12 protein-coding genes and 1 pseudogene are annotated in these 14,373 nt (G+C 68.9%); all 13 read left to right on the top strand.

The annotated features are described in order from the left end of the window. Positions 1–148 precede the first annotated feature (148 nt). The 13 genes and pseudogenes from rho to atpE all read left to right on the top strand — a co-directional run bounded on the left by rho (position 149) and on the right by atpE (position 14,368). Entirely contained in the window at positions 149–2,236 is a 2,088-nt protein-coding gene (gene rho, locus Q4V64_RS35930; protein ID WP_124436733.1) for a transcription termination factor Rho, read from the top strand. A gap of 249 nt (positions 2,237–2,485) precedes the next feature. After that, positions 2,486–4,269 (top strand): annotated as a pseudogene (locus tag Q4V64_RS55455) (trypsin-like serine protease). A 251-nt stretch (positions 4,270–4,520) separates the two neighbouring features. Continuing rightward, the gene (locus Q4V64_RS35950) at positions 4,521–5,657 is read left to right on the top strand and encodes an LCP family protein (RefSeq protein ID WP_124436732.1); all 1,137 of its coding nucleotides are present in this window, start codon (positions 4,521–4,523) and stop codon (positions 5,655–5,657) included. Positions 5,658–5,795: 138 nt separating this feature from the next. Then, the gene (gene rpmE / locus Q4V64_RS35955) at positions 5,796–6,020 is read left to right on the top strand and encodes a 50S ribosomal protein L31 (protein WP_124436731.1); all 225 of its coding nucleotides are present in this window, start codon (positions 5,796–5,798) and stop codon (positions 6,018–6,020) included. A 105-nt stretch (positions 6,021–6,125) separates the two neighbouring features. Beyond that, a complete protein-coding gene (prfA, locus tag Q4V64_RS35960; RefSeq protein ID WP_124436730.1) occupies positions 6,126–7,202 on the top strand; it encodes a peptide chain release factor 1 in 1,077 nt (358 codons plus the stop codon). A gap of 73 nt (positions 7,203–7,275) precedes the next feature. Continuing rightward, a complete protein-coding gene (gene prmC / locus Q4V64_RS35965; RefSeq protein WP_095748649.1) occupies positions 7,276–8,115 on the top strand; it encodes a peptide chain release factor N(5)-glutamine methyltransferase in 840 nt (279 codons plus the stop codon). A 55-nt stretch (positions 8,116–8,170) separates the two neighbouring features. Further along, entirely contained in the window at positions 8,171–8,818 is a 648-nt protein-coding gene (locus Q4V64_RS35970) for an L-threonylcarbamoyladenylate synthase (RefSeq protein ID WP_124436729.1), read from the top strand. Then, the gene (locus Q4V64_RS35975; RefSeq protein WP_124436728.1) at positions 8,815–9,495 is read left to right on the top strand and encodes a protein-tyrosine-phosphatase; all 681 of its coding nucleotides are present in this window, start codon (positions 8,815–8,817) and stop codon (positions 9,493–9,495) included. The genes Q4V64_RS35970 and Q4V64_RS35975 overlap by 4 nt, the downstream gene beginning before the upstream one ends. 69 nt (positions 9,496–9,564) lie before the next feature. Next, positions 9,565–10,806 carry a serine hydroxymethyltransferase gene (gene glyA / locus Q4V64_RS35980; protein ID WP_124436727.1) on the top strand — a complete coding sequence of 414 codons (1,242 nt, stop codon included), beginning with the start codon at positions 9,565–9,567 and terminating at the stop codon, positions 10,804–10,806. A gap of 130 nt (positions 10,807–10,936) precedes the next feature. After that, complete coding sequence (locus tag Q4V64_RS35985) at positions 10,937–12,274, top strand: MraY family glycosyltransferase (protein WP_124436726.1); 1,338 nt, start codon at positions 10,937–10,939, stop codon at positions 12,272–12,274. Between the two features lie 323 nt (positions 12,275–12,597). After that, on the top strand, positions 12,598–13,011 hold the full coding sequence (locus Q4V64_RS35990) for a hypothetical protein (RefSeq protein WP_124436725.1): 414 nt from the start codon (positions 12,598–12,600) through the stop codon (positions 13,009–13,011). Between the two features lie 225 nt (positions 13,012–13,236). Beyond that, entirely contained in the window at positions 13,237–14,064 is an 828-nt protein-coding gene (atpB, locus tag Q4V64_RS35995; protein WP_124436724.1) for a F0F1 ATP synthase subunit A, read from the top strand. 76 nt (positions 14,065–14,140) lie between these two features. Further along, entirely contained in the window at positions 14,141–14,368 is a 228-nt protein-coding gene (gene atpE, locus Q4V64_RS36000) for an ATP synthase F0 subunit C (RefSeq protein ID WP_124436723.1), read from the top strand. The last annotated feature ends 5 nt before the right edge of the window (positions 14,369–14,373 follow it).

Consider the following 14,373-nt stretch of genomic DNA (forward strand, 5'->3'; position numbering starts at 1 on the left):
CGGCTCAGGGAAGCGCCGTCACCACATTCCTCCGCCGCTTAGGCGGACCACCGCCCCGGCACGGTCCACACAGCAAGGACCGAAGCCGGACAGCACAACCGGTCGCCGAGCCAGACAGGCCGACGTCCGCTCCAGGGAAGGACCCTTCGTGAGCGACACCACCGATCTGATGGGCGCACGTGTCGAGGAGACCGCTGCCGCGCCCGCCACGGACGCCTCCGCGCCTGCCACCGGTGCCGGCTCCCGGCGGCGCCGCGGTACCGGCCTCGAGGGCATGGTGCTGGCCGAGCTGCAGCAGGTCGCATCCGGCCTCGGCATCAGGGGCACCGCGCGTATGCGCAAGAGCCAGCTGATCGAGGTCATCAAGGAGGCGCAGGCCTCAGGGGGTGCCGCGGCTCCCAAGGCCGACGCCGCCACCGAGACCAAGCCGAAGCGCCGGGCCACCTCCAAGGCCCGTACCGGTGAGGAGTCCACCGCCGCGAAGAAGGCGGCGGCCAAGGCCGAGGCGCCCGCCGAGAAGGCCGTGGCCCAGCAGCAGATCGAGATCCCCGGCCAGCCGGCCGGCGGCCCCTCCCGCGACGGGGGTACCTCCCGCGCGAGCACAGCCGAGCGCGGGGGAGAAGCCGAGCGTGGGGGAGAGGACGCCCCCGCCGAGCGCCGTCGTCGCCGTGCCACCGCCGACGCCGGCAGCCCGTCCGCCGCGACCGAGACGGTCGCCGCCGAGGCGAAGAGCGAGCCCAAGGCCGAGACGCCCGCCCCGCAGTCCCAGCAGCCGCAGGGCGACGCCGGTGAGGGCGGCGAGGGCCGCCGTCGTGACCGCCGTGAGCGCGGCCGGGACCGGGGGGACCGGGACCGTGACCGGGGGGACCGTGACCGGGACCGCCGGGGCAAGGGCGACGACCAGCCGGGTCAGGGCGGCCAGCGGCAGCAGAGCCAGCAGCAGGGCGGCGGCCGTCAGGACCGCCAGCGCGACACCGGTCCGCAGGACGACGACGACTTCGAGGGCGGCCGTCGGGGCCGTCGGGGCCGTTACCGTGACCGCCGTGGCCGTCGTGGCCGCGACGACATGGCCTCCGAGCCGCAGATCACCGAGGACGACGTCCTGATCCCGGTCGCGGGCATCCTCGACATCCTCGACAACTACGCCTTCATCCGTACGTCCGGCTACCTGCCCGGTCCGAACGACGTGTACGTCTCCCTCGCCCAGGTCCGCAAGAACGGCCTGCGCAAGGGTGACCACATCACCGGTGCCGTGCGTCAGCCCAAGGAAGGCGAGCGGCGCGAGAAGTTCAACGCGCTGGTGCGTCTGGACTCCGTCAACGGCATGGCGCCCGAACACGGCCGTGGCCGCCCGGAGTTCAACAAGCTGACGCCGCTGTACCCGCAGGACCGGCTCCGCCTGGAGACGGACCCGGGCATCCTCACCACCCGCATCATCGACCTCGTCGCGCCGATCGGTAAGGGCCAGCGCGGTCTGATCGTGGCCCCGCCGAAGACCGGCAAGACCATGATCATGCAGGCGATCGCCAACGCGATCACGCACAACAACCCCGAGTGCCACCTGATGGTCGTCCTCGTCGACGAGCGTCCCGAAGAGGTCACCGACATGCAGCGGTCGGTCAAGGGCGAGGTCATCTCCTCGACCTTCGACCGTCCGGCCGAGGACCACACCACGGTCGCGGAGCTCGCCATCGAGCGCGCCAAGCGGCTGGTCGAGCTCGGCCACGACGTGGTCGTGCTGCTCGACTCGATCACGCGTCTGGGCCGTGCGTACAACCTGGCCGCGCCCGCTTCCGGCCGCATTCTGTCCGGTGGTGTCGACTCGACGGCGCTGTACCCGCCGAAGCGCTTCTTCGGTGCGGCGCGGAACATCGAGGACGGCGGTTCGCTGACCATTCTCGCCACCGCGCTGGTGGACACCGGGTCCCGCATGGACGAGGTGATCTTCGAGGAGTTCAAGGGCACGGGTAACGCCGAGCTCAAGCTCGACCGGAAGCTCGCGGACAAGCGCATCTTCCCTGCGGTGGACGTGGACGCGTCCGGTACCCGTAAGGAAGAGATCCTGCTCGCTCCCGACGAGCTGGGCATCGTCTGGAAGCTGCGGAGGGTGCTGCACGCCCTCGACCAGCAGCAGGCGGTCGAACTGCTCCTCGACAAGATGAAGCAGACGAAGTCGAACGCCGAGTTCCTGATGCAGATCCAGAAGACGACGCCGACGCCGGGCAACGGCGACTAGGCGCTCCGCTGGTAGAGCCGAAGAACTTCCGGTCGGCTGTCGGCCGCGGGTTGTTCGTGGCTGATCGCGCCCACGCGGCGGAGCCGCACATGTAACAGCCCCGCGCCCCTTCGGGGCGCTGACACCGAGGGCCGTCCCCACTGCGGGGCGGCCCTTTGTGCTGCTCATGGCCGTTGTACGATCACGCTCTTCGGCCAACTTTTCGGCCACGTTTTTTGATCCCGAGGGGGGACTCACGTGGGTACACCCATGTCCGGGGGCGGCGGACGGCACAGACGCCGCATACGCATCGCCCTGCCCGTCGGCGCGGCCGGTCTCGCCGCCGCCGTCGCCGTGGCGCTGCTGACCTCGTCCGCGGACGCCGCCGCCGGCTCGCCGAAGCCGCGGCCGCCGGCCAGGGCCACCGTCGCCGACTCGCCCTCGCTCGCCGAGCTGGAGCAGCGGATCGCCGAGGCGACGGAGGGCGACGACACCCCGGGCGGTACGACGTCCAAGTCGTCCCTGAGCGCGAGCACCGGCACCGTCAGCCCGATGATCATCGGTGGTACGACGACCACCATCACCACGGCCCCGTGGATGGCCCAGCTCTGGTACAGCGACACCAAGGGCACGGCCGACGAGAGCGATGACATCGGCTTCTTCTGCGGCGGTGCCGTCGTCGCGCCGACGAAGATCCTCACCGCCGCGCACTGCGTCAAGGGCTACGACTGGAAGGCCCACGGCGCCATCCTGACCGGCACCTCCCAGCTGCCCACGGAGGACGACCTGCACGGCGGCACCGTCAGCGGCGTCTGGCGGCAGTGGTACCACCCGTCGTACAACGCGGGGACCATCGACAACGACCTCGCGGTGCTCACCCTGCCCAACCCCGTCAAGGCCACGCCGATCCGCATGCGGCCTCGTACGCCGCCGGCACCAGCGCCAAGGTCTACGGCTGGGGCCGCACCAGCTCCACCGACCAGGACATCTCCGAGACGCTGAAGACGGCCACACTGCCCGTGCAGTCCGACACCACCTGCGCGAGCTACTACGGCGCCGAGTTCGTCAAGGGCCACATGGTCTGCGCGGGCAACCCCGCCACCGGCAGCGACACCGGCACCACCTCGGCCTGCAACGGCGACTCCGGCGGCCCGCTGGTGGTGAACAACCGCATTGTCGGCGTCGTCTCCTGGGGAGTGACGAACTGCGTCACGAAGGGCGCGTACAGCGTCTTCACCAAGGTCGGCACGTACGTCGGCGCCGCCTATCCGCGCATCGACGACACCAACCTCAGCGGTGACCACAAGGCCGACCTGTGGGTGCGCAACGCCTCCACGAAGACCGGCTACGAGAAGGACTCCCTAGGCACCTCCTTCGGCGCCCGCCAGTCCTGGGGCAACTGGACCGGCGTCAACGTCGTCCTGCAGACCGACCTCGACCGGGACGGTTACCAGGACTTCGTCTACCGCGTGGCCTCCACCGGAGACGTCTTCTGGTGGCGCTACCTCCCGGCCACCGAGAGCTGGGCCGACCCGAAGCAGATCGCCGACAACTGGAAGACCCGCACCCGCATCCTCACCCCCGGAGACGTCACCGGCGACTACCTGCCCGACCTGCTCTCGGTCGACTCGGCCGGCGTCCTGTGGATCTACCCGGGCAAGGGCAACGGCACCTTCGCCCCCCGGGTGAAGGTCGGCTCCGGCTGGAACCAGTACAACTCCCTGCGCGGCCACGGTGACTTCACCGGCGACGGCAGGACCGACCTGATCGCGCGCAGCACGAGCAACGGCTCCGTGTACCTGTACAAGGGCACCGGCAAGTCCGGAGCCGGAGCCTTCTCCGGCCGGATCAAGGTGCGCACCTGGAGCGGCACGACGTACAACGCCTTCGACGCGGTCGGCGACGTCACCGGCGACGGCAAGGCCGACTTCCTGGCCCGTACGCCCGGCGGCACCCTCTATCTGTACAAGGGCACCGGAAAGGCCACGAGCGAGATCTTTGCCACAAGGATCTCCGTCGGTACCGATTTCAAGCAGTACGACATCTTCGGCTGAAATCGCAGGTGAGCGACGATCACCGCGCCACGGCGACTACGGACTGTGCCCACCCGCCCACAAGGGTGGGCACAGTCCGTCGTGCAACCCTTTCCCGAGTTTCCCCGTCTGACCAGGCGGAGCGACGATGGTGCGGTAAGAGCCTGTGTCACATCCCCGGCCGGGGATGTGACACAGGCTCTAAAGGTCGCTTCGACCACGCCTGACCCTGAAAGCAGGGGGTAACCGACCGGACGAGATTCGAGGAGCACATGTCCGCCGAGAGCACGCCGGAGCCCGGCATACCGGGTGCGTCCGGCACCACCGGCCCGCGCCACCGCGCCAAGGGCCGCCGCCGCAAGCCCCGTGGAAAGCGCAAAGGCGTCCTGATCATGGCGTGGACCGCCGCGGGCATCGTCGTGCTGGGCGGCACCGGAGCCGGATACCTGTACTTCAAGCTCAACGGCAACATCAAGAGCGTCGACATCGACTCGGCGCTCGGCACCGACCGCCCCACCAAGGTCGACAACGGCTCCGAGAACATCCTCGTGCTCGGCTCCGACACCCGCGCAGGCAACAACAAGAAGCTCGGCGGCGGCGTCGACGACGGCAGCGCCCGCTCCGACACCGCGATGATCGTGCACGTCTACAAGGGCCACAAGAAGGCCAGCGTGGTCTCCATCCCGCGCGACACCATCATCGACCGCCCCGAGTGCACCGACACCAAGGGCGACACGCACGACGCGGCGGACGGCGTGATGTTCAACTCCGCGTACTCCACCGGCGGCGCGGCCTGCGCGGTGAAGACCGTCGAGTCCATGAGCGGCATCCGCATGGACCACTACCTCGAGGTCGACTTCAGCGGCTTCGAGAAGCTCATCGACGAGCTCGGCGGCGTCAAGGTCACCACCACCAAGAACATCGACGACCCCGACAGCCACCTGAACCTGAAGGCCGGCACGCACACCCTCACCGGAGACCAGGCCCTCGGCCTGGTCCGCACCCGGCACGGCGTCGGCGACGGCTCCGACCTCGGCCGCATCCAGCTCCAGCAGGCCTTCATCAAGGCGCTGATCAACCAGGTCAAGAGCATCAACCTGTTCGGCAGCGGCACCAAGCTGTACGACCTGGCCAACACCGCCACGAAGGCCGTGACGACCGACTCGGACCTGGGCTCGGTGAACAAGCTGATGTCGTTCGCGAACGGCCTGAAAGGCATCAGCTCGTCCAACATGCACATGGTCACCATGCCGGTCCAGTACGACCCGGCCGACCCCAACCGCGTCATCGTCGAGGAGGCCAAGGCCAAGCAGGTGTGGACGGCCCTGGAGGACGACAAGGCGATCCCGAAGTCGGCCACGGAAGGCACGGCCACCGGCGAGGCCAAGGGCGTCGTAAGCACCCCTTGAGCTCCCGGGGAATACACGGCCCCCGCCCCCGGTTTTGGGGGATGGCCCCAGTCCTGGCAGACTGGTACGTCGGCTCCGGTTCACGCTTCCGCATCCCGCGGCTGCGACCCGGCGCCCTCCCGAAATCTAGGAGACACCTTGAAGCGCGACATTCACCCCGCGTACGTCGAGACGCAGGTCAGCTGCACCTGCGGCGCGTCGTTCACCACCCGCAGCACCATCGAGTCCGGATCCATCCGTGCCGATGTCTGCTCCGAGTGCCACCCGTTCTACACGGGCAAGCAGAAGATCCTCGACACCGGTGGCCGTGTGGCCCGCTTCGAGGCCCGCTTCGGCAAGGCTTCCGCCGGCTCCAAGAAGTAGCGAGCCCTATTTCGCCGGTCCACGGCCGCGCCCCGCTTCAGGGCGCGCCGGGACCGGCGTTTTTGGTCGCCCGCCTTCCCTTCGTACGTATTTCAGGAGCCCAAGATGTTCGAGGCCGTCGAGGAACTCGTCGCCGAGCACGCCGACCTGGAGAAGAAGCTCGCCGACCCGTCGGTCCACTCCGACCAGGCCAACGCGCGCAAGCTGAACAAGCGGTACGCCGAGCTCACCCCGATCGTCGCCACGTACCGCTCCTGGAAGCAGACGGGCGACGACATCGAGACCGGGCGCGAGTACGCCGCCGTCGACCCCGACTTCGCCGCCGAGGTCAAGGAGCTGGAGAAGCAGCGCGAGGAGCTGACGGAGAAGCTGCGCCTTCTCCTCGTCCCGCGCGACCCCAGCGACGACAAGGACGTCATCCTCGAGATCAAGGCCGGCGCGGGCGGCGACGAGTCGGCGCTCTTCGCCGGTGACCTGCTGCGCATGTACCTGCGGTACGCCGAGCGGGTCGGCTGGAAGACCGAGATCATCGACGCCACCGAGTCCGAGCTGGGCGGCTACAAGGACGTCCAGGTCGCCGTGAAGACCAAGGGCGGCCAGGGCGCCACCGAGCCCGGACAGGGCGTGTGGGCCCGGCTGAAGTACGAGGGCGGCGTGCACCGCGTGCAGCGCGTGCCGGCGACCGAGTCCCAGGGCCGTATCCACACCTCCGCGGCCGGTGTCCTCGTGACCCCCGAGGCCGAAGAGGTCGACGTCGAGATCAACCCCAACGATCTGCGCATCGACGTCTACCGTTCCTCCGGCCCCGGCGGACAGTCCGTCAACACCACCGACTCCGCCGTGCGCATCACGCACATTCCGACCGGAGTCGTCGCCTCCTGCCAGAACGAGAAGAGCCAGCTGCAGAACAAGGAGCAGGCACTGCGTATCCTGCGCTCCAGGCTGCTCGCCGCGGCGCAGGAGGAGGCGGAGAAGGAGGCCGCCGACGCCCGCCGCAGCCAGGTCCGTACCGTCGACCGCTCCGAGAAGATCCGCACGTACAACTTCCCGGAGAACCGCATCTCGGACCACCGCGTCGGCTTCAAGGCGTACAACCTGGACCAGGTCCTGGACGGCGAACTCGACGCGGTGATCCAGGCGTGCGTCGACGCGGACTCGGCGGCCAAACTGGCAGCCGCATAAGGCACGTACGAGGACCACACGGAGGACTTGCGTGCAGCAATCATTTGGGGGGCGACCCCCAAACCCCCGAGGCGTGCTGCTCGCTGAGGTGGCCCAGGCCACCCAGCGGCTGGCCGACGCCGGCGTGCCCTCGCCGCGCAACGACGCGGAGGAGCTCGCCGCGTTCGTGCACGGCGTGAAGCGGGGCGAGCTGCACTCCGTGAAGGACTCGGACTTCGACGCCCGCTACTGGGAGGTCATCGCGCGCCGTGAGCAGCGCGAGCCGCTCCAGCACATCACCGGGCGTGCCTTCTTCCGGTACCTGGAACTCCAGGTCGGACCGGGGGTGTTCGTGCCCCGGCCCGAGACGGAGTCCGTCGTCGGGTGGGCCATAGACGCCGTCCGCGCGATGGACGTCGTCGAGCCGTGCATCGTCGACCTGTGCACCGGCTCCGGCGCCATCGCGCTCGCCCTCGCCCAGGAGGTCCCGCGCTCCCGTGTGCACGCCGTGGAGCTGTCCGAGGACGCCCTGAGGTGGACCCGCAAGAACGTGGAGGGGTCCAGGGTCGACCTGCGTCAGGGCAACGCCCTGGACGCCTTCCCCGACCTCGACGGCCAGGTCGACCTGGTCATCTCCAACCCGCCGTACATCCCGCTGACCGAGTGGGAGTACGTCGCTCCCGAGGCGCGGGACTACGATCCCGAACTCGCCCTGTTCTCGGGGGAGGACGGCCTCGACCTGATCCGCGGCCTGGAGCGCACCGCACACCGTCTGCTGCGCCCCGGCGGTGTCGTGGTCATCGAGCACGCCGACACCCAGGGCGGCCAGGTGCCGTGGATCTTCACCGAGGAGCGGGGCTGGGCCGACGCGGCCGACCACCCCGACCTCAACAACCGTCCGCGCTTCGCGACCGCGCGCAAGGCGCTGCCGTGAGCACGCCCCACACTTCGTTTCCGCAGCAGTACGTGTACGAGGAGGCCAGCTAGATATGGCACGGCGATACGACACCAACGACGCGACCGACCGCACGACCGGTCTGCGCGAGGCCGCGTCCGCCGTCCGCCGTGGCGAGCTCGTGGTGCTGCCGACCGACACGGTGTACGGCATCGGCGCCGACGCGTTCTCCTCGGAGGCCGTGGCCGACCTGCTCGAGGCCAAGGGCCGGGGCCGCAATATGCCCACCCCGGTGCTCATCGGCTCCCCGAACACCCTGCACGGCCTCGTCACGGACTTCTCCGAGCTGGCCTGGGAACTGGTCGACGCCTTCTGGCCGGGCGCGCTCACGCTCGTCGCCAAGCACCAGCCGTCCCTCCAGTGGGACCTGGGCGACACCCGCGGTACGGTCGCCGTCCGCATGCCGCTGCACCCCGTCGCCATCGAGCTGCTGACCGAGGTCGGCCCGATGGCCGTGTCGTCGGCGAACCTGACGGGCCACGCGGCGCCGGAGGACTGCGACGCCGCGCAGGAGATGCTCGGCGACTCGGTCTCCGTGTACCTCGACGGCGGCCCGACCCCGGGCAACGTCCCGTCCTCGATCGTCGACGTCACCCGCGAGGTGCCCCTCCTGCTGCGCGAGGGCGCGATCTCCGCGGACGAGCTCAGGAAGGTCGTACCCGACCTCGAGGTGGCGAATTGACGGCCCCTGACGCGGGGCGTGGCATAGGCAACGGGGACGAGACGGGGGGCCACATGCACCAGGGCGGCCTTCCGCGCGACAGCTTCCGCATCCTCCACGTCAGCACCGGCAACGTGTGCCGCTCGCCGATCACCGAGCGGCTGACCCGCCATGCCCTGGCGGACCGGCTCGGCGATCCGCTGTGGGGCGGGCTGATCGTGGAGAGCGCGGGCACCTGGGGCCACGAGGGCGCGCCCATGGAGGCCAACGCGGAGGCCGTGCTGGCCGACTTCGGCGCGGACGCCTCCGGCTTCACCGGCCGCGAACTGCTCGACGAGCACGTCATCATGGCGGACCTGGTCCTGACCGCGACCCGGGACCACCGCGCCCAGGTCATCTCCATGGGCCACTCGGCGGGCCTGAGAACCTTCACCCTGAAGGAGTTCACCCGCCTGGTGAAGGCGATCGACACGGCCACCCTGCCTCCCCTGGAGGACGGCGTGGTGGCACGCGCGCGTGCGTTGGTGCGTGCGGCGGCGGCTCTACGCGGGTGGCTCCTGGCCCCGACCGCCGAGGCCGACGAGGTGTACGACCCCTACGGGGCGCCGCTGACGTTCTTCCGGGCGGTCGGGGACGAGATAAACGAGGCGATCGATCCCGTGGTCACGGCGCTCACGGGTGTCCCCGCAAAGACGTAACAACCGAGCACCCCACCCGCCCCGGGCCTACATTGGACTTACGTCACTGTCGACGCCCCGGAGTTCGCCATGTCGGTCACGCATGCCCCTGAGACGGCTGATGTCCTGCTGCGGCAGGACCCCGAGCTGGCCGAGATCCTGCTCGCGGAAGCCGACCGGCAGGCGACGACGCTGCAGCTGATCGCCGCCGAGAACTTCACCTCGCCGGCCGTGCTGGCCGCCCTCGGCTCGCCGCTCGCCAACAAGTACGCGGAGGGGTATCCGGGCGCCCGGCACCACGGCGGCTGCGAGATCGTCGACGTCGCCGAACGCCTCGCCGTGGAGCGGGCCCAGGCGCTGTTCGGCGCCGAGCACGCCAACGTGCAGTCGCATTCGGGCTCGTCGGCCGTCCTGGCCGCGTATGCCGCGCTGTTGCGCCCCGGGGACACCGTGCTCGCCCTCGGGCTGCCCTACGGCGGTCACCTCACACACGGCTCGCCCGCGAACTTCTCCGGCCGCTGGTTCGACTTCGTCGGGTACGGGGTGGACGCGGAGACCGGGCTCATCGACCACGACCAGGTGCGGACGCTGGCGCGTACGCACCGGCCCAAGGCCATCGTGTGCGGGTCGATCGCCTATCCCCGGCACATCGACTACGCCTTCTTCCGGGACGTCGCCGACGAGGTGGGCGCGTATCTGATCGCGGACGCCGCCCATCCCATCGGGCTCGTCGCCGGGGGAGCGGCCCCGAACCCGGTGCCGTACGCCGATGTCGTGTGCGCCACCACCCACAAGGTGCTGCGCGGGCCGCGCGGCGGGATGATCCTGTGCGGCAGCGAACTGGCCGAGCGCGTCGACCGGGCCGTCTTCCCGTTCACGCAGGCCGGCGCGCAGATGCACACCATCGCCGCCAAGGCCGTCGCGTTCGGCGAGGCGGCAACACCGGCCTTCACCGCGTACGCCCATCAGGTGGTCGCCAACGCCAGGGTGCTCGCGGCCGCACTGGCCGCCGAAGGGCTCGTCGTCACCACCGGCGGCACCGACACCCACCTGGTGACGGCCGACCCGGCGCCGCTCGGCGTCGACGGACGCACCGCGCGCGGGCGCCTTCTCGCCGCCGGGATGGTGCTCGACTGCTGCGCGCTGCCGCACGCCGACGCCCGTGGCCTGCGCCTGGGCACGGCCGCCGCGACCACGCAGGGCATGGGAGAGGCGGAGATGACCCGGATCGGCGTACTGTTCGGGCAGGTCCTCAGGGGGGAGGCCGAGAGCCAGAAGGCCCGTGAAGAAGTGCGGGATCTCGTCGGCGGATTTCCGCCGTATCCCGACTGAACCGGGGTAGGCGCTGATCCGTACACAGCCACACGTGCAACCATCGTCGCTACCCGGAAGTCCCCAACCATATGCGCGCGTCGCTAGTGTGTGGGGCTGAGATGGCCAGCGAGACCTGTGGGGAATGCCCGTGCGTGAATACCTGCTGACGCTCTGCATCACGGCCGCGGTGACGTATCTGCTGACAGGGCCGGTACGGAAATTCGCGATCGTGGCCGGAGCGATGCCGGAGATCCGGGCCCGTGACGTGCACCGGGAACCGACTCCGCGGCTCGGCGGGATCGCCATGTTCTTCGGCCTGTGCGCGGGTCTGCTGGTCGCCGACCACCTGGCCAACCTCAACGAGGTCTTCTCCAAGTCCAACGAACCACGCGCCCTGCTCTCCGGCGCGGCCCTGATCTGGCTGATCGGCGTCCTGGACGACAAGTTCGAGATCGACGCCCTGATCAAGCTGGGCGGCCAGATGATCGCCGCCGGCGTCATGGTCATGCAGGGTCTGACGATCCTGTGGCTGCCGATCCCGACGGTGGGCAACGTGGCGCTGACCCAGTGGCAGGGCACCCTGCTGACGGTGGCGCTGGTCGTCATCACCATCAACGCGGTGAACTTCGTCGACGGCCTGGACGGCCTCGCGGCCGGCATGGTGTGCATCGCGTCGGCCGCGTTCTTCCTGTACGCCTACCGGGTCTGGGTGTCGTACGGCATCGAGGCCGCCGCTCCGGCCACGCTGTTCTCGGCGATCCTGATGGGCATGTGCCTGGGCTTCCTGCCGCACAACATGCACCCGGCGCGGATCTTCATGGGCGACTCGGGCTCGATGCTCATCGGCCTGGTGCTGGCCGCGGGCGCCATCTCCATCACCGGACAGGTCGACCCGGACGCGCTCAACCTGTACGCCGGGTCCGAGAAGGAGGCCGTGCACCAGACGGTCCCCGTCTACATCCCGCTGCTGCTGCCGCTGACGATCATCGCGGTGCCGACCGCCGACCTGGTGCTGGCGATCGTGCGCCGGACCTGGAAGGGCCAGTCGCCGTTCGCGGCCGACCGCGGCCACCTGCATCACCGCCTGCTGGAGATCGGCCACTCGCACAGTCGCGCGGTGCTGATCATGTACTTCTGGTCGGCGCTGATCGCGTTCGGTGCGCTCGCCTACTCCGTGAACTCGGCGTCCATGTGGATCGTGCTGGGTGTCGTCTTCCTCAGCGCGATCGGGCTGGTGCTGCTCCTGCTGCCCCGCTTCACCCCGCGCGCGCCGCGCTGGGCGGAGGCGTTCATGCCGCCGCGCTACCGCCGCCGTCGGGTGGTCGACGCGGTCGAGGAGCCCGAGGCCGCGACGGCCCAGCCGTCTCCGGCCGAGGACGAACAGCGCACTCCGGTCGCGGCCGGTATGCCAGGAGTCAACGGAGCGACCGCCCTCGGCGCTCGTTCGCGTCTGATGGACCGGCGTAAAGCCGAAACGTCGCGCTGACGGTCGTCGCTGACGTCCAAGGTAAGAATCTGACTAAAGCATTGCCAAAGCATGGAGTGCCGACGAGGTCGCAAACGGCCCCAATACCAGACAAGTCGGCCAGGATCTTGCACAGACGGGCAGGTTCACTCTCATGTGTGACAGCGAGCACACCTACTTGGTAAAGACCGCATCAAATAGTTTGTGATACGGTTCACGAGAACCCGGGACAGAGCCGAAGGACCGCAGTGCGACGGTTCCTTGGCGTGAGGTTCCCACTCCACCCGGGACTACGCTCGTCCATGACGACACCCCTGCCCCCCTGCGAAAGCGGAGTTGCCGCCATGCCGTCCAACGACGTCCGGATCTTGGCCCAGGCCGCCGTGCCCACGGCTGCCGTCGGCGCGATTGCCGCCGTCGTCAGCGGCGTGGTCGCCGGTGGCAAGGGGGCGGTCGGGGCGGTCGTCGCGACGCTGGTCGTGATCCTGTTCATGGGGCTGGGTCTTTACATTCTGCAGCGCACTGCCAAATCGCTTCCGCACCTCTTCCAGGCGATGGGCTTGATGCTGTACGCGGCGCAGATTCTTCTGTTGTTCATCTTCCTCGCCGCCTTCAAGAACACCACGCTGTTCAACCCCCGGGCCTTCGCGATCTCCCTGGTCGTCGGCACCCTCGTGTGGATCGCCGCGCAGACGCGCGCCCACATGAGGTCCAAGATCCTCTACGTCGAACCTGAGAAGTCGGGGCACTCGTCGTGAAGGGTAGGGCCGGGATAAAGGCACGTGAGATCTCCTGCTATCGTCCGGTGCCAACTGCGGCATCGCGGGCGCGGGCATCCGAGCTGACGCCTGCTCAAGCGCGAGGCGAGATGCCCCTCAGCCGCCCCCACATCCGTAACACCAGTCCAGTGCCGAACCGCGGCTGCGTGCCGCGCCGACACAACGAGGTTGCCGTACCTATGCGCCACGCTGAAGGAGCCCGCGGTGAGTGCTGACCCGACGCAGGTGCTCGCCTTCGACACCAACTGCCACCTGTTCGACGGGTGCGGCTTCGCCGAAGTGTCCCCGGGCCTGCACTCGTTCCTGTTCCAGCCCCTGATGGGTGACGGGGACAGCAACCTGTACTTCAACAAGACGATGCTGCTGGCGCTGCTCGGCTCGATCATCATCGTCGGGTTCTTCTGGGCCGCCTTCCGCAGGCCTCAGGTCGTGCCCGGCAAGTTCCAGATGGTCGCCGAGGCCGGCTACGACTTCATCCGCCGTGGTGTCGTCTACGAGACCATCGGCAAGAAGGAAGGCGAGAAGTACGTACCGCTCGTCGTCTCGCTGTTCTTCTTCGTCTGGATGCTGAACCTGTGGTCGATCATCCCGATCGCCCAGTTCCCGGTCACCGCGATCATCTCCTACCCGCTTGTCCTGGCGCTGCTCGTCTACGTGCTGTGGGTCTCGCTGACCTTCAAGCGGCAGGGCTTCGTCGGCTTCTGGAAGAACGTCACCGGCTACGACAAGTCGCTCGGTGCGGTGCTGCCGCTGGCCATGCTGATCGAGCTCTTCTCGAACCTGCTGATCCGGCCGTTCACCCACGCCGTGCGACTCTTCGCGAACATGTTCGCCGGTCACACCCTGCTGCTGCTCTTCACGATCGCCAGCTGGTACATGCTGAACGGCCTCGGCATCGCCTACGCGGGCGTCTCGTTCGTGATGGTCATCGTGATGACCGCCTTCGAGCTGTTCATCCAGGCCCTGCAGGCGTACGTCTTCGTCCTGCTGACGTGCACCTACATTCAGGGCGCCATGGCCGAGCACCACTGAGCCACCCGCACCCCGACCTCCCATAGTCGTCCGGTGGCCAACCCCCACCGGTCCGTAAAGAAAAGGAAGAACTGGCATGTCTACCCTTGCTGCTGTCGAAGGCTCCCTCGGCTCCATCGGTTACGGCCTCGCCGCGATCGGCCCCGGCGTCGGCGTCGGCATCATCTTCGGTAACGGCACCCAGGCCCTGGCCCGTCAGCCCGAGGCTGCCGGCCTGATCCGTGCCAACCAGATCCTCGGCTTCGCATTCTGTGAGGCGCTGGCCCTGATCGGTCTGGTCATGCCGTTCGTCTACGGCTACTGATCAGC

Source organism: Streptomyces sp. NL15-2K (assembly GCF_030551255.1).
GTDB lineage: Bacteria > Actinomycetota > Actinomycetes > Streptomycetales > Streptomycetaceae > Streptomyces.

Coding starts and splice junctions, on each gene's coding strand:
- Q4V64_RS35950 (WP_124436732.1), top strand. CDS start 4,521: ATGTCCGCCGAGAGCACGCCGGAGCCCGGCATACCGGGTGCGTCCGGC.
- prfA (WP_124436730.1), top strand. CDS start 6,126: ATGTTCGAGGCCGTCGAGGAACTCGTCGCCGAGCACGCCGACCTGGAG.
- Q4V64_RS35970 (WP_124436729.1), top strand. CDS start 8,171: ATGGCACGGCGATACGACACCAACGACGCGACCGACCGCACGACCGGT.
- glyA (WP_124436727.1), top strand. CDS start 9,565: ATGTCGGTCACGCATGCCCCTGAGACGGCTGATGTCCTGCTGCGGCAG.
- Q4V64_RS35990 (WP_124436725.1), top strand. CDS start 12,598: ATGCCGTCCAACGACGTCCGGATCTTGGCCCAGGCCGCCGTGCCCACG.
- atpE (WP_124436723.1), top strand. CDS start 14,141: ATGTCTACCCTTGCTGCTGTCGAAGGCTCCCTCGGCTCCATCGGTTAC.